The organism is Pseudomonas sp. 10S4, from assembly GCF_034344865.1.
In the GTDB taxonomy this organism is placed as follows: Bacteria; Pseudomonadota; Gammaproteobacteria; order Pseudomonadales; family Pseudomonadaceae; genus Aquipseudomonas.
The window spans coordinates 828,349-851,709 of sequence record NZ_CP133774.1; the positions used below are offsets into that span (position 1 = coordinate 828,349).

Genomic DNA, 23,361 nt, shown 5'->3' on the forward strand with positions numbered 1-23,361 from the left:
CCCCGAGTTTAGCTCTCCTGACGGCAAAGACCATACCCCGACATTGGTCTAGCGCATGCTCTGCGCTGGCAGCCCGTGGCGATGCAGGTCTATAGTCAGCGAACCTTTATGAGGATTGCGCCATGAGCGACCACCCTGCCAATCGCCGCCGCTTCAAACGTATTGCGTTCGATGCCCGAACCGAGCTGCGCCAGGACGAATACATATGGCAGGTGAAGTTGATTGATCTGTCGCTCAAGGGGCTGCTGGTCGAGAAGCCCGAGCCGTGGCTGGGCAATCGGGAGCATCACTTTTGCGTCGATATTCATCTGACGCCTGAAGTCGCGATCAAGATGGATGTGATGCTGACCCACGATGACCATGGCCAATTGGGCTTCGTCTGCAAACACATCAGCCTGGAATCCATCGAGCGCTTGCGGCGGTTGATTGAATTCAACCTGGGCGATCCCGAGGAACTGGAACGTGAGCTGGGTGCGCTGATCGAAATCTGATCACCCCTTCGGCAGCTCCTACAGGGGTTGTGTTTGTTCAGTTGAAGCGTTCGGTTACTCGAACAACGCGTCGAGCGCCTGTTCCAGGCGGGTCACGGCAATAATCTGCAACCCCGGCGGTGCTTCTTTCGGTGCGTTGCCTTTGGGCACGATGGCGCGCTTGAAGCCGTGCTTTGCAGCCTCTTTCAGGCGTTCCTGACCGCTCGGTACCGGACGCACTTCACCTGACAAACCGACTTCGCCAAACACCAGCAGATCATGGGGCAGCGGTTTGTTACGCAGGCTCGACATCACCGCCGCCATCAGCGCCAGGTCAGAGGCGGTTTCCAGCACTTTGACCCCGCCGACCACGTTGAGGAACACATCCTGATCGTGGGTCGGAATGCCGCCGTGACGGTGCAGCACTGCCAGCAACATCGCCAACCGGTTCTGGTCCAGCCCCAGAGTAACCCGACGTGGATTCGCCAGATGACTGTCATCGACCAGCGCCTGCACTTCAACCAGCATTGGCCGGGTACCTTCCCACGTCGCCATGACCACACTGCCCGGGACTTCTTCCTGAGCACGGGTGAGAAAAATCGCCGAGGGGTTGGAGACTTCTTTCAGACCCTTGTCAGTCATGCCGAATACGCCCAGCTCGTTCACCGCGCCGAAACGGTTTTTCACCGCCCGCAGCAGGCGCAACCGACCATCCGACTCGCCTTCGAAATACAGCACGGTATCAACCATGTGTTCCAAGACCCGCGGACCGGCCAATGCGCCTTCCTTGGTAACGTGGCCCACCAGGAAAATCGCCGTGCCGCTTTGCTTGGCATAGCGCACCAGCAACGCCGCACTTTCGCGAACCTGGGAAACGCCACCCGGCGCCGATTGCAGTTGCTCGGTGAAAATCGTCTGGATCGAGTCGATCACCATGACCTTGGGCTTTTCCTGCCGGGCCGTGGCGATGATGGTTTCGATGCAGGTTTCGGTCATCACCCGCAGTTTGTCTTGGGGTAAGCCGAGGCGACGGGCGCGCATGGCCACTTGCTGCTGGGATTCTTCACCGGTGACGTACAGCGCCGGCATGCTCTTGGCGAGGTTACACAAGGTTTGCAACAGAATGGTCGACTTGCCGATGCCAGGATCACCGCCAATCAACACCACCGAGCCGTCCACCAGGCCTCCGCCCAAGACCCGATCGAGTTCACTGGAGGCTGTGGAAAAACGCGGTATCTCTTCGACGCTGACTTCCGCCAGGGTCCTGATCTGCGCCTGCTGGCCGGTCCAGCCGGTGCGACCGCTAGGCGCCGCAGCGCCGCCGCTCTCGACCATGGTTTCAGTCAGTGTATTCCAGGCCCCGCACTCGCCGCATTGGCCAGCCCACTTGGGGAAGGTTGAGCCGCACTCGGTGCAGCCGTACATGCGCTTGGCCTTGGCCATCTGAACTCCCGGCAAAAACCGCGATGATAGCTCAGCTGGACCGGATCAGCGCGGCACCGCGTTGCGGATTTCACCACTGGCCAGACGCGCGGCGCTGTTACCCAGCGGATCTTCGGCGTTGAGGTCGGCCCCCTTGGCCTTGAGCGCATCCAGCAGCTCGACACGGTTGAATAACCCGGCGTACATCGCTGCAGTCTGGCCAGCGCCGTTACGCTGATCGGGACTGCAATTGGCCGCCAGCAGGGTTCGGGCGATCTGCACTTCGCCTTTGAAGATGGCGCCCATCAATGCCGTGTTGCCACGTTGGTCCTGAGCGCAGGCATCGGCGCCAGCCGCCAGCAAGCGGTCCACAGCGGCGGTCTGGCCGTGATAGGCCGCCAGAATCAGCGCGGTGTAACCCTTGCTGTCGCGTGTATCGAGGGAGTAACCGGCCTCGATAAAGGTATTGAGCATCGGTACATCGCCACGACGGGCGGCATCGAAGTAGTAATCCTGCAATTGGGTTTTCAATACGGCAGGGTCTTTCGAGACCTCTGCCGTCGGCCCGGCAAACACACTGAACGACAGTGCTGCCAGAAACAGGGAGAGATAGAAACGCATGGGAAGGCTCCTTGGTCAGACGGGACCTCGAATGAGGCCCCGCTTTTCAGGCAAACAAGATCAGTCGACCAATTTGGCCGCCAGTGCCTTGACCCGAGCCAGGTCACCCTTGGCGACCTTGGTCACGCCGGTCCCGTATTCCGGGTCGGCCTTATAGAGGAAGGACAGCATGATGTGCTTGCTCTCGTCGTCCGTGCTGGCCAGCGAGCCGCCGAAGCTGTCGATCAGGTCCTGGCGCTCCTTCTCGCTGAACGAGCGATACAGATCGCCGGCCTGCTTGAAGTTCTGCTCATGCTGGATCTTCGCCTGCTGGGTGCTACCCGACAGGGCCGACTGGCTATAGCGGGCGGTTTGCGGTTCTTCACGGGGCAGCAATCGGCTTGGCTGATAGTTCACACCGGTGCTGCTGGCACCGCTGTTCATGGCGCCATCCTGATTACCGTTGTTCACGGCAACCTTTGGCGCATTGATCGGCAGTTGCAGCGCATTAGGCCCAAGACGATACATTTGCGTATCGGCATACGAGAACACTCGACCTTGTAACAAACGATCTTCCGAAGGCTCTATTCCGGGAACCAGATTGGCCGGTGCCATGGCAACTTGTTCGGTTTCCTGGAATACATTGGCCGGATTACGGTTCAACACCATTTGTCCTACTTTTCGTTCAGGAATACCTGGCCAGATTTTGGTGGCATCCAAAGGATCGAAATCAAACTTGTACAGATCTTGCGGATTTATAACTTGGATGTACAAGTCCCACTTTGGAAAGTCACCCTTATTGATATGAGTGACCAAGTCATTTGTCATATGACTGTAGTCTTGACCTTGAACTTTGGTGACCGCTTTCGGATCGAGATTATTAATCCCCTGTAAACTTTTCCAGTGGAATTTCACGTAGTGCACTTCGCCTTTGGCATTCACCAACTTGTAGGCGTGCACACCGTTACCATCCATCTCCCGATAACTGGCCGGTGTTCCCGAGTTGGAATACAACTCGGTCAGTGTGCGGGTGGCTTCCGGGACATGGGAGAAGAAGTCAAAACGACGAGAATCGTCATCAAGGTTGGTGCGCGGGTCCGGTTTGAAGGCATGGACCATGTCCGGAAACTTGATGGCGTCTCGGATGAAAAAGGTCGGGAAGTTGTTGCCCACCAGGTCCCAGTTGCCGTCTGCGGTGTAGAACTTGGTGGCGAAACCACGTGGGTCGCGCAGGGTTTCCGGGGAATGGTTGCCATGCACCACCGCCGAGAAGCGCACAAACACTGGCGTGCTCTGGCCGCCGGCGAAGACTTTGGCCTTGGTCAGATCGCTGACGTCGTCCGTCACGGTGAACGTGCCATGGGCGCCGGTACCACGGGCGTGCACCACACGCTCGGGAATCCGTTCACGGTCGAAACGCTGGAGTTTCTGGATCAGTTGCACGTCTTGCAGCAGCACTGGGCCTGTGGCGCCGGCGGTTTGCGAGTTCTGGTTGTCACCGACGGCGGCGCCGTTATCGCGGGTCAGGGTCGCGGCACTCACGGAAAAGGACAGCACGCTGGCGGTCAAAACGCCCAAGGCGCGGCGATGGGGAAAAGCCCCAAGGCCAAGGGAAGTTGTCATAGGAGTTTCCTCTGATTTTATAAAGCGCATCCAGGTGCGCTCAACAGAGGCTAGTGACCGACAGCCCAAAACCTAAATAGAAATGCCAAACCGGGGCGATAGCGAAAAGGTGCTGGAAAGCCCGGTCTAGAGCGGGTAAACCGCGCGCGAATGATGGCCTTTTGTAAACTTTCTGCCAATAAGGAGGTCGATAGCAGGCAAGTCATGTAAGCAGTTGTGTCGAGCAGGATGTGTTTTGCTGATTTACACTGCGCTCACCAACCTCATCTGTAACAAGGAAATAACCTATGGGCGTGCTTAACGAGTTCAAGGCCTTCGCGGTCAAAGGCAATGTGGTCGACATGGCCGTCGGTATCATCATCGGCGCAGCCTTCGGCAAGATCGTCTCGTCGTTCGTCGGCGATGTGGTCATGCCGCCTATTGGCCTGCTGATCGGTGGGGTGGATTTCAGTGATTTGGCCATTACCCTCAAGGCTGCTAATGGCAGCGTACCCGCGGTGGTGATGGCGTACGGCAAATTCATCCAGAGCATGATCGACTTCGTGATTGTCGCGTTCGCGATCTTCATGGGCGTCAAAGCCATCAACCGTCTGAAGCGCGAAGAGGCCGTAGCACCAACCCTGCCGCCGGTTCCGACCAAGGAAGAAGAGCTGCTGAGCGAGATCCGCGATCTGCTCAAGGCTCAGAACACTCGGCCTTGAAGGCTGTATTGCACTAAAAAACGGCGCCTTCGGGGCGCCGTTTTTTTACCAGTAGTTCTCTACTGCCACCTGCCCCGGTCGTCGGCTGAGGCTCAGGTTCATGTCACGCTGTTTGAGCAATTTGCGGGTGTCATCGATCATCTGTGGATTGCCGCAGATCATTACTCGCGAGTGCTCGGGCGTCAGTTCCAGCCCCGCCGCCCGCTCCAGTTCGCCATTTTCTATCAGGGTGGTGATCCGTCCATTCAGCACGCCCGCAGGCTGCTCGCGCGTGACTGTGGGGATAAAACGCAGTTTGTGGGCATATTCGGCCAGGTAGTCACGCTGCGCCAGCCCCGCGATCAGAGCCTGATAGGCCAGTTCACGACCTTCGCGCGCGCTGTACACCAGAATAATTCGCTCGAATTTTTCCCACACCTCGAAATCCTGCAGGATCGACAAGAACGGTGCCACGCCTGTGCCGGTGGATAGCAACCAGAGATCACGACCATCGACGAAACGATCCAGGGTCAGATAGCCCGTGGCCTGTCGCTCCACCATCAACGTGTCGCCCACTTCCAGACGGCTCAACTCGCTGGTGAATTCCCCGCCGGGCACGACAATGGAAAAGAACTCCAGAAATTCGTCATGGGGCGAAGAGACCATGGAATAGGCGCGCCACACCGTGCTGCCATCGGGCTTGGTGACGCCTAATCGAGCGAATTGCCCGGCACGAAATCGAAAGCCCGCGTCTCGGGTTGTGCGCAGGGTAAAGAGACTCGGGGTCAGGGACTGGACGTCGAGCAGGGTCTGGCGCGTGAATTTTTCTGCGCTGGCGGTCATGGGGCACTCCATCAACAGGAGCGGCCAGTGTCCCGCAAAGCAGACGACTTAAACACTGGCAGTTTGTAGTGGCTTTAGACAACGATTCCTATTTATACCTAACAACTACCAACTAACAATATCAATTATGAAAAATATTTCATGTTCTTACATATCACCCTCAATCCTAAAACCGTCACACCAACGTTACAAGGACTAAGAACTTGTTATTCACTTGATGGCGTAATCAATACCGAAAAAATCAAAGCACTTTAGTAGGAATCATCCTACACTCCGGACGTGCCGGATCTTGGATCCATTGAGCACCCCAGCGAAACCGTATACGGAGGATCTGAAATGGAAATGTGGAAGGAGTCACAATTAACGCAACTGTCTTACACTAAAGAAATCGATGTCGCCTACAAGATCTCACTTAATTTCATTAAGAATCTTGGGTTCAAATTCTGTTCTTTTTCAATAACGTCTAAAACACTTGGAACTCACGACTACACCCTGAGCCGGAACAATTTCCCCCATGACTGGAATACGCAATATGAACAAAACAAATTTAGCGCAATAGACCCGATAGTGGCCCACTGCAATCATTCAATGTTGCCGATTTTATGGACCGAGGACGTCTACTCCAAGACCCCGTGGTTATGGCAAGCCTTGCAACAACAAGGACTGCAGTACGGCTGGTCACAATCAATCCATGATGAGGACAACGGGTTGTACAGCATGCTGAGTCTGGCCAGAAGCCACTGCCCGATCACCGCCTATGAACTGTATGAAAACCTGGGCTTCACGGTTTTTATCAGCCGCCACCTGCACGCACTGGCGACCCAAACCCTGACGAAAAAAGCACCAAAGCCCAGCATGCCGCATTTATCCCCCCGAGAAGTCGAGGTGTTGAAGCTGTCTGCCGATGGCAAGACCGCTTACGAGATTTCCAGAATTCTCAGCCTGAGCGAGCGCACTGTGAATTTCCATGTGCACAGCGCTATCCAGAAACTGGGAGTTTGCAACAAGATTGCTGCGGTGATTGCAGCAGCCAGGGCCGGAGCTATCTGAAACCACCCGCGGCAAGAAAACCTGCGAGTAATCCAAACGAAAAAAACGTACCATTTGCCATCCTTCCTGAGTGTCGACGTGTGAAACTTCACGCCGCAGTCCACTCGGCAGGCCCGCCCGCCACAACGCCCCTGGGCCGCGGGACATCCGTTGATTATCCAGAGCCCCCGCCCCATGCCCTTGCTCGAAACAGCCTTCGCCCAACTCGACCTGATCCGCCAGCCCGAACAGCAGAACGAACCGCTGCAAGCGTTTGATGCCGCCGACGAATACCTGCTCAATCATCTGGCCGAGGAACAACCGACGGCGGATGTTCGAGTGCTGGTGCTCAACGACAGTTTTGGCGCACTGGCGGCTAGTTTGGCAGGCAAGGTTCAGGTCACCAGCAGCAGCGACTCGTTCCTCGCATTTCAAGGGTTGGAAAAGAATCTGATCCGCAATGGCCAGGCGTTCGACGCGGTGCCCAGCGTGCCGGCCAATGAAGCGTTCGTCGGGCCGTTTGACCGGGTGTTGATCCGGGTACCGAAAACCCTCGCGTTGCTGGAAGAGCAATTGATTCGCCTGCAAGGCCAACTGGCGCCGGGTGCCCAGGTGATTGCAGCGGCGATGGTCAAACACCTGCCTCGCGCCGCCGGGGACTTGCTGGAGCGCTACATCGGCCCGGTCCAGGCCTCATTGGCGGTGAAGAAAGCCCGGCTGTTGATCGCGACCCCAGAAGCCAAAGCGCCCTCCGTCTCGCCCTACCCGTCCCGCTACCTGCTCGACGAGCCGGCAATCGAACTGCTCAACCACGCCAACGTGTTTTGTCGCGAAGGGCTGGATATCGGCACGCGAGCGTTTCTGCCGCATCTGCCGAAAAACCTCGGCGCGGCGCGAGTGGCCGATCTCGGTTGCGGTAACGGCGTGCTGGCCATCGCCAGCGCCCTGCAAAACCCCGAAGCTCACTACACGCTGGTGGACGAATCGTTCATGGCGGTGCAATCGGCCAGCGAAAACTGGCGCGCGGCACTGGGTGCACGCGATGTGATCGTGCGGGCTGGCGATGGCCTGGCCGGGCAGGAACCGCAGTCCCTGGACGTCGTGCTGTGCAATCCGCCGTTTCACCAGCAGCAAGTGGTTGGCGACTTTCTGGCTTGGCGGATGTTCCAGCAGGCTCGCGAGGCGCTGGTGGTCGGCGGCGCGTTGTACATCGTCGGCAATCGTCACCTGGGTTATCACAGCAAGCTCGCGCGGTTGTTCCGCGGCGTCGAGCAAGTGGCGGCCACATCGAAATTCGTGATCCTCAAGGCCCGTAAATAACGCGGGCTAAAAAAACCCTCCATCAGGAGGGTTATGAATCCGTGCCGCAAGGCAACGGGATGGGAATCTCGGGTGTTTCAGTGAGTGGTCAAGCCTGCGGCGTTCATGAACATCCGCATCAGGCTGGCCGCGATGAACAGCACCACGACGCTGCCGGTCCAGATCATTGCCAGCCATCCGAGCCGCTGCCACAGCGGCTTTTTTCGGCCTGTTCAATGTCGTGCAGGGTAGGTTTTGTGGACATGTCTCAATCCTCTCTTGAAGTTGATGGCGCCGGTGAGGACGCCATCGCGAGCAAGTTTTGCTCCTACAGGGTGGGGCTAGTGGTAACCATCTTCATGGGTGACCTTGCCGCGGAACACGTAGTAGCTCCAGAAGGTGTAGCCCAGGATGAACGGAATGATGAACAGCGTACCCACCAGCATGAAGCCCTGGCTTTGCGGCGGTGCGGCGGCGTCCCAGATCGAGATCGACGGCGGCACGATGTTTGGCCACAGGCTGATGCCCAAGCCGCTGTAACCGAGGAAGATCAACACCAGGGTCAGCAGGAACGGTGTGTAGTGCGCATTGCGGGCCACCGCGCGGATCAGACCGTACATGGTCACCAATACCAGGATCGGCACCGGCAGGAACCAGAACAGGTTCGGCAGCGTAAACCAGCGTGCCGCGATCTCGGCATGGGCCAGCGGGGTCCAGATGCTGATGATACCGATCACCGCCAATACTACGAACGCCAACGGCCGCGCCAGGTTGTGCATCTGTTCTTGTAACTTGCCTTCGGTTTTCATGATCAGCCAAGTGCAGCCAAGCAGTGCGTAAGCCACCACCAGCGCCAGGCCGCAGAACAGGGTGAACGGCGTCAGCCAATCCAGTGAACCGCCGGCGAACTGGCGATTGACCACTGGAATGCCATCAATGAATGCACCCAACGCCACACCCTGGAAGAAGGTCGCCGTGATGGAACCACCGATAAAGGCCTTGTCCCAGAGGTGGCGCTTGTCGTCCTTGGCCTTGAAGCGGAACTCGAACGCCACACCGCGGAAGATCAGCCCGATCAGCATCAGGATCAACGGCAGGTACAACGCCGACAGCACCACCGAATAGGCCAGAGGAAAGGCGCCGAACAATGCCGCGCCGCCCAGTACCAGCCAGGTTTCGTTACCGTCCCAGACGGGTGCGACGGTGTTCATCATCACGTCACGGTCAGTCTTGCCCGGGATGAACGGGAAGAGAATCCCGATCCCCAGGTCGAAACCGTCCATGACCACGTACATCATGATGCCGAAGATGATGATCACGGCCCAGATCAGCGGAAGATCGATACCCATGTTCAAATCTCCTTGGTCAGGCTGGGGCTGTGATCACTGTCGCCGTTATCGTCAGCGGCGGACAGCGGACGGGACGGCGTGCGTTTCTGGCCAGGACCACCGTCGTTGGTTTCCTTGCCTTCGTCGATCTTCGGCCCTTTGCGCACCAGGCGCATCATGTAGCCGAGGCCGGCGCCGAACAGCGCGAAATACACCACAACGAACAGCACCAGCGTGATGCTCATCTGCACGAAGCTGTGATTGGAGGACGCATCGGCCGTGCGCATCAACCCGTAGACCACCCACGGCTGACGACCGATTTCAGTGGTGAACCAACCAGCGAGAATCGCGATCAGGCCAGACGGGCCCATCCACAACGCCAGGTAAAGGAACGGACGCGAGGTATACAGCTTGTCGCGCTTGCGCAGCCACAGGCTCCACAAACCGGTGAAGATCATCAGGAAGCCCAGGCCGACCATGACCCGGAACGACCAGAAAACGATGGTCGAATTCGGCCGGTCTTCAGGCGGGAAGTCCTTGAGCGCCGGCACCTGTTTGTCCAGGGAGTGCGTCAGGATCAGGCTGCCCAGGTATGGAATTTCTACGGCAAACTTGGTCTTCTCGGCTTTCATGTCCGGCCAGCCGAACAGGATCAGCGGGGTCGGTTCATTACCGACGTTTTCCCAGTGACCTTCGATTGCCGCGATTTTCGCCGGCTGATGCTCAAGGGTATTGAGACCGTGGAAGTCGCCAATGACCGCCTGGATCGGCGCCACAATCAATGCCATCCACATGGCCATCGAGAGCATGGTGCGAATCGCCGGGTTGTCTTTGCCGCGCAGCAAGTGCCACGCCGCCGAGGAACCGACGAAGAATGCTGTCGCTACAAATGCTGCCGTGGCCATGTGCATCAGGCGGTACGGGAACGACGGGTTGAAGATCACCGCCAGCCAGTCCACCGGAATCACTCGACCGTCGATGATTTCAAAGCCTTGTGGCGTCTGCATCCAGCTGTTGGACGCGAGAATCCAGAAGGTTGAGATCAGCGTGCCAATGGCCACCATGACGGTGGAGAAAAAGTGCAGGTTGCGCCCGACCTTGTTCCAGCCGAACAGCATGACGCCGAGGAAACCGGCTTCGAGGAAGAAGGCTGTGAGCACTTCATAGGTCAGCAGCGGCCCGGTGACAGCACCGGCGAAGTCCGAGAAACGGCTCCAGTTGGTGCCGAACTGATAGGCCATGACCAGCCCGGAGACCACGCCCATGCCGAAGTTCACGGCAAAGATCTTCGACCAGAAGTGGTACAGATCGCGGTAGGTGTCGTTGTGGGTTTTCAACCACAGGCCTTCGAGTACCGCCAGGTAACTCGCCAGGCCAATGGTGATGGCCGGGAACAGGATGTGGAACGAGATGGTGAACGCGAACTGCATCCGGGCGAGATCAAGCGCCTCCAAACCGAACATAAGTCTTCCTCTGTCAGGTAATACAGGCTGAAGGGCTTGTGACCCTGCACCCACTCTGCCCCCACGGATATGGAGTGTGGCGAATTCCAATTCGTTCTTTTTTTAAAATCATCACAACGTAGGGAGTCTGGCCGTTTGGCCGCCGGATCAATTCCATGAGGGGTATTGATCTGGATCAAGCAACGTTAAAAGAGTAGTCCCATTTTTGACGATAGACGGTGTGGTCTTTTGACGCGTGACAGGTTGCCTCATAACGTTGGTAATCAGTCGCAACACATTCCCTGAATTGAGAATGCTTACTGTGGCGAGGGGCTTGCCCCGTTCGGCTGCGCAGCAGTCGCAAACTGATTGATGCGGTTTTGCCAATAGGAATGAGGTGTCAGGATTTAGGGCCGCTTCGCAGCCCAACGGGGCAAGCCCCCTCGCCACAGGGAAACAACGCTGTGTTTTGGAGATCGATGTCTAGCTACCTAAAATTTTTGTCAGCGTAACTTCTTGTTACAGCTTGGTGATAACCTCGACCTTCCCCTCGCTCAAGACCTGCCTTCAGATGCCCAGCCAAGCGCCCCTGCTGTTACGCCATCACCGTCCTTTCATTGCGTTCTGGCTGGCACGGGTATTTACCGCCAGCGGTTTTCAGATGCTGACAGTGGCGATCGGCTGGAATCTGTATCAATTGACCGGCAGTGTGCTGGACCTGGGCCTGGTGGGTTTGGTCGAGTTCGCCCCGCGGGTGCTGTTCATGCTGCACACCGGGCATGTTGCGGACCGCTATGACCGGCGCAAGGTCGCGGCGATCTGCCAGTTCCTGCAAGCCTTGATCGCCCTGTCCCTGGCCATTGGCAGCGCCACTGATCACGTCACACGGGAGATGATCTTCATCCTTGCGTTCCTGCTCGGTGCCGCCCGGTCCTTCGAGATGCCGACCACTCAGGCCCTGCTGCCGAGCATCGTGCCCAGCGCGTTGTTCCCTCGGGCCGTGGCCGCCGCACAATCGGCGCAACAATCGGCCACCATCGTCGCGCCAGCACTCGGCGGTTTGCTTTACGCCTTCGGCAGCGTCTGGGTCTATGGCCCAACGGTGGTTCTGTACCTCATCGCCTGCTCGTTGATGCTCAACCTGCCAGCCCGGCAAACGCCGCTGAACAAGGGCAAGGCGACGATGGATTCGCTGCTGGCCGGTATCCGCTTCATTCGCAGTCGCCCGGACATCCTCGGGGCGATTTCCCTGGACCTGTTCGCCGTGCTGCTGGGTGGCGCTACGGCGCTGCTGCCGGTGTTTGCCAAAGATATTCTGCTGACCGGCCCCTGGGGCCTGGGCCTGCTACGCTCGGCGCCAGCGGTGGGAGCGTTGTTGATGTCACTGTTCCTGGCGCGATTTGCCGTGGAGCGTAAGGTCGGGCGCGTGATGTTCACCGCCGTGGGCATCTTCGGCGTCGCGACCATCGCCTTCGGCCTGTCCACCTCGTTCTGGTTTTCCCTGGCGGTGCTGGTGGTGCTGGGCGCGGCGGACATGATCAGCATGGTGATCCGCGCCTCCTTCGTGCAACTGGAAACCCCGGACGAAATGCGCGGCCGGGTCAGCGCCGTAAACGGACTGTTCATCGGCGCTTCAAACCAGTTGGGCGAATTCGAATCCGGCCTGACCGCCCACTGGTTCGGCACCGTGCCCGCCGTGGTCATGGGCGGCATCGGCACGCTGGTGGTGACCGGGACCTGGATCAAACTGTTCCCGACCCTGGCCAACCGCGACCGCATGCACATGGCGGTGGAAGAGGCGAAGGTTTAAGGCGGTTACTTCCAGGAGCAAGGGAGGTCCCGCACCCGCCTGGCGGCACAAAGCATAAATTTGCCGACCAAGTGCGATACATAGATACCGCATCAAGTGTAATGTATCGCCTTACACCTCCTCCATGATCAAATCCTTTCAGCACAAAGGCCTTCGAGGCTTCTATGAAACAGGTTCGACTCGTGGGATTCGCGCAGACCATGCGAAACGTTTGTCTCGAATGTTGCAGTTCATGGACCGCGCAATGACGCCTGGCGATCTCGACCTTCCTGGATGGCGGTTACACCCGCTCAAGGGAGAATTGGCCGAGTATTGGTCATTGAGTGTCTCGGGTAACTGGCGGGTGATTTTTCGTTTTATTGGCTCGGATATCGAACTGGTCGATTATCTGGACTATCACTGACAGGAGGCAGGACCATGCCCGTGCACAATCCGCCACACCCTGGCGAAACACTGTTGCGGGATGTTTTACCCGAGCTTGGCATCAGCGTCACTGAATTGGCTCGCCATCTGGGATTTGCGCGGCCACATCTTTCCAGGGTGCTACATGCCCATGCACCGATCAGTCCGGACCTGGCGGTACGTCTAGAGCGGGCAGGCATCGGCAAAGCCAGAATGTGGCTAGGCGTTCAAACGGACTATGACCTCTGGCAAGCGGAACATCGTGAGCAGCCGGCCATCGAGCCTATTGCTGTCCACGCCTGACCTGCGCTAAACCAACAATTCCCCCGCCACCGCCGCTCTCGTGGCCTTACCGCAAAGTTGCTCCACCAGTGCCAGCGCAAAGGGCAACGCGGCGCCCGAGCCTTGGGCGGTGATGCAATTGCCGTCCACCACCACGGGTTGATCGACGAAGGTGCAGCCCGACAGTTGATTGCTGACCGTGGGCAAACAGGTCATACGCCGCTGACGCAAAACACCAAAGGCTTGCAGCGCCAGCGCCGGCGCTTCTGCGATGCCGGCGAACAGGCGCCCGGCGGCAGCCTGATCCTTGATCAGTTGTTCCAGGGGTTGATGGGCCGCCAGATGTTGCGCGCCCACGGCACCGCCGGGCAGGGCGATCAGGTCGAACGGCTGGGCCAGCAAATCCACCAGCATTGCATCGGCGGTCACGCGGGTGCCACGGGCACAGGTGAGCATGCGTCGGCCTTCGATGCTGGCCACCACCACTTCGACCTTGGCGCGGCGCAGCACGTCGACCAGGGTCACGCATTGCAGGTCATCGATGCCCTCGGCGAGGGTAATCAGAGCTCTAAAGGTCATGGGCACGGTCCACAGGAGGGTCCTTAAAGCTTAGTCAGCTTTAAGGACCCTTGTTCGCGCCTGGTCGTTACTTGATGTAAAGCTGCGTCGATACCGTGTTGCCCGGTGCGTTGATCGAGGTGTTGCTGAAGGTGAACGTCCCTTCCTGCTTGTCGCCCAGGTCATAGATGTAGAGCTTGCCGACGATCCTCGTCTGAGTGCTGGTGCATTGCGTCGGATTGCCATTGGCGTAGGCGCAGACGTTGGCTTGTACACCGCCGACGCTGAAACCGTCGATCCCGACCGTGGGCACTCGCCCGTAGCCCATCTCCAGCACATAGACCTTGATGTTCGCGCCGCCGTGATCACAGGTCGTGCGCTCTTGCCCGGCAGAAATATTTTCAATCCCGCAGGTGGCTGACTGGACCTTAAGTACATGAACGCTGGTCAACGGCGGTGCCGACGCTGCCAGAACGGTGGGCGCACTGGCCAGCAACGCGAAAAACAGACCCCACGACCGAACAATTTTGCGCTTGATGCGATCCATTACGACTCCCCCAAAACAGGCGCGCAGTATGGCTCACTTCGCTTAACGGCAAAACATCGCCGACGATCGCAGCCATTACCCCACGCGGCTGGTATGATGCGCGGCTTTTTCCGACCCACAGAAAATTCCCGGGCGCCTAGGGCGGTCTGTGCTTTGCTGTTGAGGTCGATACATTCACGGCGCACTGCGCGCCACGGGGAGCAGACATGCTGGAAAGGCTGTTTCAACTCAAGGCACACAACACCAACGTGCGCACCGAGATTCTTGCGGGCGTCACGACCTTCCTGGCCATGGCCTACATTCTGTTCGTCAACCCGAGCATCCTCGGCGAGACTGGCATGGACAAAGGCGCGGTGTTTGTCGCCACCTGCCTGGCCGCTGCCATCGGCTCGACGGTGATGGGCCTGATCGCCAACTACCCGATCGCGCTCGCGCCGGGCATGGGCCTGAACGCGTTCTTCACTTACACCGTGGTCCTGCACATGGGCCATACCTGGCAAGTGGCGCTGGGGGCGGTGTTTATCTCGGCGGTGCTGTTCTTCCTGCTGTCGATCTTCCGCATCCGTGAATGGATCATCAACAGCATCCCGTTGCCCCTGCGCTCGGCGATTGCCGCCGGTATCGGTCTGTTCCTGGCACTGATCGCCCTGCACAACGCCGGCATCGTGGTCAGCAACCCGGCAACCATGGTCGGCCTAGGTGACTTGAAACAACCGGCACCGATCCTCGCGACCCTGGGTTTTGCCCTGATCGTTGCCCTCGAAGCTCTGAAGGTTCGCGGCGCGGTACTGATCGGCATCCTGGTCGTGACCGTCGCCTCCATCGCACTGGGCGTCACCCCGTTCGGCGGCGTGATGTCGATGCCACCTTCGCTGGCCCCGACGTTCCTGCAACTGGACATCAAGGGCGCACTGGACATCGGCCTGGTCAGCGTGATTTTTGCCTTCCTGTTCGTCGACCTGTTCGACAACTCTGGCACGCTGATCGGCGTTGCCAAACGCGCCGGCCTGATGGGCAAGGACGGCCACATGCCGAAGATGGGTCGCGCACTGATCGCTGACAGCACCGCAGCCATGGCCGGTTCGCTGCTGGGCACTTCGACCACCACCAGCTACATCGAATCCGCAGCCGGCGTCAGTGCCGGTGGCCGCACCGGCCTGACCGCCGTCGTGGTCGCAATCCTGTTCCTGCTGGCGCTGTTCTTCTCGCCATTGGCCGCCAGCATTCCGGCGTTTGCCACCGCTCCGGCACTGCTGTTCGTCGCCGTACTGATGACATCCGGTCTGGCCGAAATAGACTGGGACGACATCACCGTCGCCGCACCGGTCGTGGTCACCGCCCTGGCGATGCCGTTCACCTATTCCATCGCCAACGGCATCGCCTTCGGTTTCATTTCCTGGACCGTGATCAAGTTGCTGTCGGGGCGCGCTCGTGAGCTGAACCCGGCGCTGGTGATTCTGTCGATTCTGTTTGTGATCAAGTTGGGTTGGTTCAACGCATGACTTTTGATTCCCAGGCCTACGCCGCTCAGCTCGAAGAAAAGGTCACGCGTTTGCGTGACCTGCTGGCCCCGTTTGGCGCGCCAGAACCTGCAGTATTCGACTCGCCACTGAAGAACTTCCGCCTGCGCGCGGAGTTTCGCCTGTGGCGCGAAGGCGGCGAGCGTCACTACGCGATGTTTTCCCAGGAAGACAAGCGCACGCCGATCCTGATCGACAGAGTTCCCGATTGCCAGCCTGCGCATCAATGAATTGATGCCGCAACTCAAAGCCGCGTGGAAAGCCAGCGCGGCTCTGAGCCACAAGCTGTTCCAGGTGGAGTTCCTGACCACCCTGGCCGGTGATGCGATGATCACGCTGTGTTACCACCGCCCGCTGGACGAGCACTGGCACACCGCCGCGTCGAAGCTGGCGGCGGACTTGAACGTCAGCATCATCGGTCGCTCCAAGGGCAAGCGCGAAGTCATCGGCCAGGATTACGTGGTCGAGCAGATGGAAGTCGGCGGTCACACCTTCAGTTACCGTCAGCCGGAAGGCGCGTTCACCCAGCCTAACGGCACCGTGAACCAGAAGATGCTCAACTGGGCTTATGACGCTCTCGGCGATCGCACTGACGATTTGCTGGAGTTGTATTGCGGTAACGGCAACTTCACCCTGCCGCTCGCCACTCGCGTGCGTAAAGTGCTGGCCACCGAAATCAGCAAAGCCTCGGTCAATGCTGCGTTGAGCAACCTCAGCGAAAACGCTGTGGATAACGTCACTTTGGTGCGCTTGTCCGCCGAAGAGCTGACCGAAGCCTTGAACGAAGTGCGGCCGTTCCGACGCCTGCACGGCATCGACCTCAAGAGCTACGAATTCGGCAGCGTGTTTGTCGACCCGCCGCGCGCCGGCATGGACCCGGACACCTGCGAACTGACCCGACGCTTCGACAACATCCTCTACATCTCCTGCAACCCGGAAACCCTGGCGGCCAACATCGCCCAGTTGCACGACACACACCGCATTACCCAATGCGCGATGTTCGACCAGTTTCCGTGGACGCATCACATGGAATCCGGGGTGTTGTTGACCCGCCGTTGATAGCAGGTGCCAGATACAAATCAGCCGTCTTGATGACGGCTTTTTTGTGGGTGCTGCTTATTGGACAACTTCGACCTTGCGCGGGCGGCCACCCTTTTTGCCGTTGGCCCGGGCGGCCTCGGCCTTGGCGGCGCTGCTCTGGCGACCATTGCGCGAGGAAATGACCGAGGCCGCCATGTTCATCAGGGGCTTGCTGGCTGAAATCATCCCGGCGATGGAGACGTGCAGGTCCTTTTCCTCATGGCAGAGTGCAGTGCCAGAAAAACCAACGGTCAGACTGGCAAAATCCTCGGGCTCAAAACCATCGAACTCCGGAAAGAGCTTCACAGGTAACAACACGCCAGTGCCATCCTCGAAGCTGACCGTCAGGCACGCATCCTGAAACGTTACCGCCGTCGCCTGCAAACCACTTTTGTGGCGAAGTCGCCCCCGCACAATAGCCTCGTCCAGTACTGCTTCAGTCACGGGCCGATCCACCAGCATCTTTGGCTGAATCGTTTTCATAATTCGATCTCCACGCCCTCCGGAGCTCCCACCAGCGCCAGCAGGGTCTTGTTCTTCTCGGGCTCGTAACAGGCCGAGCCAATCATGTAGGTCGTGCTGGTGATCCTTTTCATCACCACGATTTCGTTGGTCTGCCAGTCCCACAATTGATTGTCGAGGCAGGCCGTTTGCAACTTGTCCCACCAGATACCGCGTGCACGACGCAAGTGAGCGGGTTGTCTGAGCGCATGACGCAATCCCTCCAGCACCGCCTCGGGCGGCCGTTGCAATTGAGGTACCACATCCCAAAGCTCGACACTGTTGTGCCAGAAGCTGAATTTGAAGCGTGCACTCCAGGTGCCGGCGTCCACATGCGCATGCGGTGGACAGTGCTCATCGCGCAACATGATTACCGCTGACAACCCGTTGTAGTTGAATAATTTCATGCTAACCCATCCGTTAGGTTAATGAGTCGAATGACTCGACATTCCCTATGAATTCGACAATTGGTGCTGACTCCCCAAATCAATCACCTGAGCTTGAGACTAGCTTTCGAGACCGCGACCGCCCTGCCCCTTACGCCGGAAAATAGTAAGCAATCCTTTCGTGATAACGGTTGTATTGATGCGCTGGCATTTGATAAATACAGAGCCAGACTCTTCATTTGATCCCCGGCGTAATCAATCATGCAGCGGTATTTCGACGATCTTCAGTTGGGCAGCATCGAACTGTTTTGCCTCGCGGCCGAAGCCGGCAGCTTTACCGCCGCCGCGTTGGTGGCCGGGGTGACGCCGGCGGCCGTGAGCCGTTCGGTGTCGCGGATGGAGGAACGCCTGGGCGTGCGGTTGTTCGCCCGAACCACTCGCAGCGTCAAGTTGACCGACAGTGGTCGGCGTTATTACGAGGAATGCCGTCAGGCGCTGGCGCAATTGGTTGAAGCTCAACGCGAGGTCATGGGCCAGCAGCAGGAACCGTCCGGCACCTTGCGTATCAGTATTCCTACGACTTATGGCCATCACCGGATCTTGCCGTTGCTACCGGCGTTTCGTGCGCGCTTTCCGGCGGTGAAGGTCGAGGCGCATATCAGCAATCGCAACATCGATTTCGTCGGCGAAGGCTATGACATGGCGATCCGCGTGCGGGCGATTCCGGATTCCGGTTTGATTGCCAGGCACCTGGAAGACGCGGCGCTGGTGATGATCGCCAGTCCCGGTTACCTGAAGCGCGCGGGCGTGCCACAAACGCTGGGTGATCTCCAACAGCACGAATGCATTCAATACGAATTGCCCAGCAGTGGCCGACGGATTGCCTGGTTGTTCAACGACAATGGCGTGCCGCAGGAGATTCTCGCCGAGGGAAGCCTCAGTTGTTCTGACGATGTGTTGGGGGGCGTGACCCTGGCGAAGCACGGTGCGGGGTTGTTTCAGACCTATCGCTTTATTGTCGAAAACGAGTTGGCCGACGGCTCGCTAGTGGAAGTGCTCAAGCCTTATAGCGGACGTTCGCGGCCCTTCACCCTGCTCTATCCGCAGAGCCGGCATGTGCCGTTGCGGTTGAGGGCTTTCATCGATTTTCTGGTTGAGCATTTGCCGCGTTAAAAGATCGCACCTGTAGGAGCTGCCGAAGGCTTCGATCTTTTTCTTATGTCCGATCACCGCCCACAAAAGCCCGTCACACGACCTCTTCATTTGACCAAAGTAACCGACTAGTACAATTTATCTCCACAGGCTGAAACTGACAGCCATGCCAAAAATAATAAGTGGAGAGTCACCCATGCCCCCTATCGTTCTGGTGCTCAACGGCCCGAACCTGAACCTGCTTGGCACCCGTGAACCGGCGATCTATGGCCACGAAACCCTGGCCGACATTTCCGCGTTGTGCGGTCGTGCGGCCGAGGAGTTCGGCCTGGCGGTGGAGTTTCGCCAGACCAACCACGAAGGCGAATTGCTCGACTGGATTCACGCTGCCCGCGGCCGCTGCGCCGGGATTATCATCAACCCGGCGGCATGGACGCACACCTCGGTGGCGATTCGCGACGCCTTGGTGGCCAGCGAACTACCGGTGATCGAAGTTCACCTGTCCAACGTCCACGCCCGCGAACCGTTCCGTCACCACTCCTTTGTCTCGGCCATCGCCACGGCTGTTATGGCAGGTTTCGGCAGCCACGGTTATCGCTTGGCGCTGGAGCATTTCAGCCAACGTTTGAAGGGATAAGCGCCATGACACAGAACACCGTGGTACTCGCCGGTCTGATCGGCGCTGGCATCCAGGCCTCTCGCACGCCGGCGCTGCACGAACATGAAGGCGATGCCCAAGGACTGCGTTACCTCTATCGCTTGATCGACCTTGACCAACTGAAGCTTGATTTCAACGCCCTGCCCGACCTGCTGATGGCCGCCGAGCGTATGAACTTTACCGGGCTGAACATCACCTTTCCGTGCAAGCAGGCCATCATTCCGTTACTCGACGAATTGTCTGCGGAAGCCCGAGGCATTGGCGCGGTCAACACGGTGGTGCTCAAGGACGGCAAACGCATCGGCCACAACACCGATTGCCTGGGATTTGCCGAAGGTTTTCGCCGGGGTTGAAGGACGTCGCCCGTGAACGTGTCGTCCAAATGGGCGCCGGTGGCGCGGGCGCGGCGGTGGCTCACGCGCTACTGAGCGAAGGCGTCCGGCAATTGAGCATTTTCGACGTGGATGACAGCCGGGCGCAGGCGCTGGCGAACAACCTCAATCAGCATTTCGGTGCAAGGCGGGCGGTGGCAGGGCACGATCTGGCGAGCACCCTGGCCGTGGCCGACGGCCTGGTGAATACCACGCCCATGGGCATGAAAAAACTGCCAGGCACGCCAGTGCCGGTGGAGCTGTTGAGAGCTGAAATGTGGGTGGCGGAGATCGTTTACTTCCCGCTGGAAACCGAACTGCTGCGCAGCGCCCGCGCCTTGGGTTGCCGGACGCTGGATGGCGGCAACATGGCGGTGTTTCAGGCGGTGAAGGCGTTTGAATTGTTCAGTGGTGTGGTGCCGGATGCGCAGCGGATGCTGGCGCACTTTCAAAGCATGAATGGGTGATAGATCGGAAGGGGCTGCTTCGCAGCCCAGCGGGAGCAAGCTCCCTCGCCACAGGTCAGGCCTGCAGGTATCGCAAAACCGACTCGCAAATCATCTCCCGATGACGCTGTTTGACGCTTTCATCCGGCAGATCAATCTGAAAAATCTCACCAAACGTATGGCGGTTCGACACGCGATAGAAGCAGAACGAGCTGATCAACAAATGCACGTCGAGCGCATTGACGCCGGAACGAAAAACACCCGCTTCAGCCCCGCGAAGCAAAATCTCGCCCAGTGAATCAAGAATGGTGTTGTTCATCGCCTTGATCGCATCGGAGCGCTTCACGTATTCGGCGTTGTGAATGTTTTCAATGCTGACGATCCGCACGAAATCGACGTTGCGATCATGGTGATCAAAGGTGAACTCCACCAGTCGGCGAATCGCCTCCACCGGCGCCAGTTCGGCCAGGTGCAGACGGTTTTCCGTGCTGCGGATATCCCCGTAAAGCTTTTCCAGCACCTCGATATAGAGCTGTTCCTTACTGCCGAAGTAGTAATAGATCATGCGCTTGGAGGTGTGGATACGCTCGGCGATTGCATCGACGCGAGCGCCGGAAAGTCCTTGCTGGACGAACTCGACAATCGCTTCTTGAAGGATGTTTTCGCGGGTCTTTTCCGGGTTGTTCTTGCGACTCTTGCGAGGCTCGACAAGCGGTTCGTCGGTGGCAACGGGGAGTTCTGAAGTTATTGTCATTGCGGGCTCACGGCCATTACTGCACAAGCTGGCGATTATGGGCCGCGCCGCACAGTGAAGGAAGCCGCACGGCTGCGGTTTAACGCCATGTTTACGATTTTCCTACAACTTTGCCTGACGTACGGCACCACTTCGGGATTTTGCCATCGCAGCCAGACGCACCGCGACGTTGGCTGCACCGTAACCGGCGTAGCCATTTTTGCGCTGAATGATCTCGAAGAAGAACCGCCCTTCGAATGGCTCGGTGTACACATGGAACAACTCGCCACCTTGGGCATCACGGTCGTAGAGCACGTTGAAGTAGGCCAGTTCGCTGAGGAACTCGTCGTCAAAATCGAACCGCGCGGCGAGGTCGTCGTAGTAGTTGAGCGGGATATCCAGCAGCGGCACGCCCGCCTCTTTCGCGCGGCTGACTTCGGCAAAGATGTCGTCGCAATCGAAGGCAATGTGATGCACCCCGGAACCGCGATAACTCGACAGTGCGTGTGAGATCGCGGTGTTGCGGTTCTCGGAAATGTTCAGCGGCAAGCGGATCGAACTGTCACGGCTACGCAGCGCCCGGCTCTTCACCAAGCCGTACGGATCGGGCAGCACCACTTCGTCGTCTGCCTCAAAATCCAGCAGGCTTTTATAGAACAGCACCCAACTGTCGAGGCTGTCCGCCGGCAACGCCATCGCCATGTGATCGATGCGCTTGAGGCCGCCGCTGGCCGTCGCCACTGGTTGCAGATTGAAATCGGTGCCGTAGACATCGGCCTCCTCGTCCACCAGATAAATCAGGCTACCGTCCGGTGCGCGCACCGCCGCCAGCTCAAGTTCGTTGGGGCCGACCAGCCCACGATAAGGCTGGCCTTTATAGGCCACAGCACGCGCCAGGGCGCTGGCACTGTCCTTGACTCGTACCGCCGTTGCGCACAACGACGGGCCGTGGGCTTCGAAGAAACTGTGAGCAAATGAGTACGGTTCGGAGTTCAGAATCAGGTTGATATCGCCCTGGCGCATCAGGCTGACGCTCTTGGAGCGATGTTGCCCGGCCTTGACGAAACCCAGCCGCTCCAGCCAGTGCGAAAGCTTGGCGCCGAGGCTTTCATCTACCGCAAACTCAAGAAACTCGATGCCGTTGTACTCGCTGGCCTTGGGGGTCTCGAACAGGATATCGACGTTGGCCACAGGCTTGGCTTCCTGGGCCAGACGCTGGCGGGTTTTCTCTTCCAGGTACAGCAACGAGCGCAAACCGTCGGCGGCGTTAGCCCGTGGCGGCGCGGCGCGAAAGCCGTCGTTGAAGATCTCCAGCGACAGCGGCCCGGTGTAGCCACTCTTGATAATCGGTGCGAGGAAACCTGCCAGATCAAATTCGCCCTGGCCGGGGAAACAGCGGAAATGCCGACTCCACTCCAACACATCCATGGCCAGGATCGGCGCGTCGGCCATTTGCACGAAGAAAATCTTGTCGCCCGGAATCTCGGCGATGGCGCTCGGATCGCCCTTGAGCGAGAGCGTGTGAAAGCTGTCCAGCAACACACCGAGGCTCGGGTGATCAGCTTGGCGAACGATGTTCCACACCTGTTGATAAGTATTAACGTGACGGCCCCAAGCCAGGGCTTCGTAACCGATTCGCAAGCCACGAGCACCGGCCCGCTCGGCCAGCAAACGCAAGTCATCCACCAGGATGTGTTCATCGCCGAGGGAGTCAGCCGAAGCGTTGCTGCAGACCAGCACCAGATCGGTGCCGAGTTCCTGCATCAGGTCGAACTTGCGTTCTGCCCGTTCCAGATTGCGCGGCAAACGATCGCGGCGGCAACCTTCGAAATCCCGGAAGGGTTGAAACAGCGTAATGACGATCCCGAGATCGGCGCACATCTGTTTAATTTCACGGGGACTGCCGTCGTAGTAGAGAAGGTCATTCTCGAAAATCTCCACCCCGTCAAACCCGGCGGCGGCGATGGCTTCAAGTTTTTCCGGCAGGGTACCGCTCAAGGAAACAGTGGCAATGGAACGCTGCATATATCGACTCCCGGTGGGTGGAGATCATCTTGTTAGAGGCATTGCACGCGTTGCTATCTGTAGAAGCTCCTACAGGGATCGCGTTTTTCTTGGGGTAAATTATTGGCTGCAGTATCCCGCACAGCAATTTAAAGTGTACTACCCGGTTAGTTTT

The 23,361-nt window shown here is 58.5% G+C and carries 22 protein-coding genes and 3 pseudogenes; 12 read left to right on the forward strand and 13 right to left on the reverse strand.

The features are described from left to right. The first annotated feature begins 122 nt into the window (after nt 1–122). The gene (locus RHM58_RS03890; protein WP_322269706.1) at nt 123–491 is read left to right on the forward strand and encodes a PilZ domain-containing protein; all 369 of its coding nucleotides are present in this window, start codon (nt 123–125) and stop codon (nt 489–491) included. 54 nt (nt 492–545) lie between these two features. Here the strand turns inward: RHM58_RS03890 and radA are convergent, their stop codons facing one another. The 3 genes from radA to RHM58_RS03905 are packed head-to-tail and all read right to left on the reverse strand — an operon-like array spanning nt 546 to nt 4,115. Beyond that, on the reverse strand, nt 546–1,913 hold the full coding sequence (gene radA, locus RHM58_RS03895; protein ID WP_123404825.1) for a DNA repair protein RadA: 1,368 nt from the start codon (nt 1,911–1,913) through the stop codon (nt 546–548). A 45-nt stretch (nt 1,914–1,958) separates the two neighbouring features. After that, on the reverse strand, nt 1,959–2,513 hold the full coding sequence (locus RHM58_RS03900; protein WP_201198090.1) for an ankyrin repeat domain-containing protein: 555 nt from the start codon (nt 2,511–2,513) through the stop codon (nt 1,959–1,961). 60 nt (nt 2,514–2,573) lie between these two features. Next, nucleotides 2,574–4,115: a catalase gene (locus RHM58_RS03905; RefSeq protein ID WP_322269708.1), complete on the reverse strand. Its 1,542-nt coding sequence runs from the start codon at nt 4,113–4,115 to the stop codon at nt 2,574–2,576. A gap of 287 nt (nt 4,116–4,402) precedes the next feature. On the opposite strand from RHM58_RS03905, the gene mscL reads away from it, so the two are divergent. Further along, complete coding sequence (gene mscL, locus RHM58_RS03910; protein ID WP_201198092.1) at nt 4,403–4,816, forward strand: large-conductance mechanosensitive channel protein MscL; 414 nt, start codon at nt 4,403–4,405, stop codon at nt 4,814–4,816. A gap of 45 nt (nt 4,817–4,861) precedes the next feature. Here mscL and RHM58_RS03915 read toward each other — a convergent pair whose 3' ends face one another. After that, nucleotides 4,862–5,638, reverse strand: coding sequence for a ferredoxin--NADP reductase (locus tag RHM58_RS03915; RefSeq protein ID WP_201198093.1), 777 nt, complete (start codon nt 5,636–5,638; stop codon nt 4,862–4,864). 336 nt (nt 5,639–5,974) lie between these two features. On the opposite strand from RHM58_RS03915, the gene RHM58_RS03920 reads away from it, so the two are divergent. Together RHM58_RS03920 and RHM58_RS03925 are read left to right on the forward strand one after the other, a co-directional pair. Next, nucleotides 5,975–6,688 (forward strand): autoinducer binding domain-containing protein, encoded by a 714-nt coding sequence (locus tag RHM58_RS03920; protein ID WP_322269709.1) that lies wholly within the window; start codon nt 5,975–5,977, stop codon nt 6,686–6,688. Nucleotides 6,689–6,862: 174 nt separating this feature from the next. Then, nucleotides 6,863–7,987 carry a class I SAM-dependent methyltransferase gene (locus RHM58_RS03925; protein WP_322269711.1) on the forward strand — a complete coding sequence of 375 codons (1,125 nt, stop codon included), beginning with the start codon at nt 6,863–6,865 and terminating at the stop codon, nt 7,985–7,987. Between the two features lie 77 nt (nt 7,988–8,064). Here the strand turns inward: RHM58_RS03925 and RHM58_RS03930 are convergent. The 3 genes and pseudogenes from RHM58_RS03930 to RHM58_RS03940 all read right to left on the reverse strand — a co-directional run bounded on the left by RHM58_RS03930 (nt 8,065) and on the right by RHM58_RS03940 (nt 10,757). Then, nucleotides 8,065–8,231 (reverse strand): annotated as a pseudogene (locus RHM58_RS03930) (DUF2474 domain-containing protein). A 76-nt stretch (nt 8,232–8,307) separates the two neighbouring features. Further along, complete coding sequence (cydB, locus tag RHM58_RS03935) at nt 8,308–9,315, reverse strand: cytochrome d ubiquinol oxidase subunit II (RefSeq protein WP_201198097.1); 1,008 nt, start codon at nt 9,313–9,315, stop codon at nt 8,308–8,310. 2 nt (nt 9,316–9,317) lie between these two features. Then, nucleotides 9,318–10,757: a cytochrome ubiquinol oxidase subunit I gene (locus RHM58_RS03940; protein WP_201198098.1), complete on the reverse strand. Its 1,440-nt coding sequence runs from the start codon at nt 10,755–10,757 to the stop codon at nt 9,318–9,320. A gap of 550 nt (nt 10,758–11,307) precedes the next feature. Between RHM58_RS03940 and RHM58_RS03945 the strand changes: the two genes are divergently transcribed. The 3 genes from RHM58_RS03945 to RHM58_RS03955 all read left to right on the forward strand — a co-directional run bounded on the left by RHM58_RS03945 (nt 11,308) and on the right by RHM58_RS03955 (nt 13,251). Continuing rightward, nucleotides 11,308–12,546 carry an MFS transporter gene (locus RHM58_RS03945; protein ID WP_201198099.1) on the forward strand — a complete coding sequence of 413 codons (1,239 nt, stop codon included), beginning with the start codon at nt 11,308–11,310 and terminating at the stop codon, nt 12,544–12,546. A gap of 124 nt (nt 12,547–12,670) precedes the next feature. Continuing rightward, complete coding sequence (locus RHM58_RS03950) at nt 12,671–12,949, forward strand: type II toxin-antitoxin system RelE/ParE family toxin (protein WP_201256618.1); 279 nt, start codon at nt 12,671–12,673, stop codon at nt 12,947–12,949. 14 nt (nt 12,950–12,963) lie between these two features. After that, the gene (locus RHM58_RS03955) at nt 12,964–13,251 is read left to right on the forward strand and encodes a HigA family addiction module antitoxin (RefSeq protein WP_322269712.1); all 288 of its coding nucleotides are present in this window, start codon (nt 12,964–12,966) and stop codon (nt 13,249–13,251) included. Between the two features lie 6 nt (nt 13,252–13,257). On the opposite strand, the gene RHM58_RS03960 is transcribed toward RHM58_RS03955, so the two are convergent. Both RHM58_RS03960 and RHM58_RS03965 read right to left on the reverse strand, forming a co-directional pair. Then, on the reverse strand, nt 13,258–13,809 hold the full coding sequence (locus RHM58_RS03960) for a DJ-1 family glyoxalase III (RefSeq protein ID WP_201256616.1): 552 nt from the start codon (nt 13,807–13,809) through the stop codon (nt 13,258–13,260). 67 nt (nt 13,810–13,876) lie between these two features. Beyond that, nucleotides 13,877–14,335: a DUF4879 domain-containing protein gene (locus RHM58_RS03965; RefSeq protein WP_201256615.1), complete on the reverse strand. Its 459-nt coding sequence runs from the start codon at nt 14,333–14,335 to the stop codon at nt 13,877–13,879. A 206-nt stretch (nt 14,336–14,541) separates the two neighbouring features. Between RHM58_RS03965 and RHM58_RS03970 the strand changes: the two genes are divergently transcribed. Together RHM58_RS03970 and trmA are read left to right on the forward strand one after the other, a co-directional pair. Then, nucleotides 14,542–15,837 (forward strand): NCS2 family permease, encoded by a 1,296-nt coding sequence (locus RHM58_RS03970; protein WP_201198102.1) that lies wholly within the window; start codon nt 14,542–14,544, stop codon nt 15,835–15,837. Continuing rightward, nucleotides 15,834–16,914: pseudogene (gene trmA, locus RHM58_RS03975) on the forward strand (tRNA (uridine(54)-C5)-methyltransferase TrmA). The gene RHM58_RS03970 and the pseudogene trmA overlap by 4 nt, the downstream one beginning before the upstream one ends. Before the next feature lie 57 nt (nt 16,915–16,971). On the opposite strand, the gene RHM58_RS03980 reads toward trmA, so the two are convergent. Both RHM58_RS03980 and RHM58_RS03985 read right to left on the reverse strand, forming a co-directional pair. Next, a complete protein-coding gene (locus RHM58_RS03980) occupies nt 16,972–17,418 on the reverse strand; it encodes a DUF2442 domain-containing protein (protein WP_322269713.1) in 447 nt (148 codons plus the stop codon). Next, nucleotides 17,415–17,843, reverse strand: a complete 429-nt coding sequence (locus tag RHM58_RS03985) for a DUF4160 domain-containing protein (RefSeq protein WP_201256613.1) — start codon at nt 17,841–17,843, stop codon at nt 17,415–17,417. Before RHM58_RS03985 ends, RHM58_RS03980 begins: the two co-directional genes overlap by 4 nt. Nucleotides 17,844–18,083: 240 nt before the next feature. Between RHM58_RS03985 and RHM58_RS03990 the strand changes: the two genes are divergently transcribed. The 3 genes and pseudogenes from RHM58_RS03990 (at nt 18,084) to RHM58_RS04000 (ending at nt 20,470) form a co-directional block, all read left to right on the forward strand. Next, entirely contained in the window at nt 18,084–18,995 is a 912-nt protein-coding gene (locus RHM58_RS03990; protein WP_201256612.1) for a LysR family transcriptional regulator, read from the forward strand. Nucleotides 18,996–19,170: 175 nt separating this feature from the next. Further along, entirely contained in the window at nt 19,171–19,611 is a 441-nt protein-coding gene (gene aroQ / locus RHM58_RS03995; protein WP_201198106.1) for a type II 3-dehydroquinate dehydratase, read from the forward strand. Nucleotides 19,612–19,616: 5 nt separating this feature from the next. Next, nucleotides 19,617–20,470 (forward strand): annotated as a pseudogene (locus RHM58_RS04000) (shikimate dehydrogenase). Nucleotides 20,471–20,525: 55 nt separating this feature from the next. Here RHM58_RS04000 and RHM58_RS04005 read toward each other — a convergent pair. Next, on the reverse strand, nt 20,526–21,203 hold the full coding sequence (locus RHM58_RS04005) for a TetR family transcriptional regulator (protein WP_201198108.1): 678 nt from the start codon (nt 21,201–21,203) through the stop codon (nt 20,526–20,528). Between the two features lie 102 nt (nt 21,204–21,305). Then, on the reverse strand, nt 21,306–23,207 hold the full coding sequence (gene quiC, locus RHM58_RS04010; protein ID WP_322269716.1) for a 3-dehydroshikimate dehydratase QuiC: 1,902 nt from the start codon (nt 23,205–23,207) through the stop codon (nt 21,306–21,308). Nucleotides 23,208–23,361 lie beyond the last annotated feature (154 nt).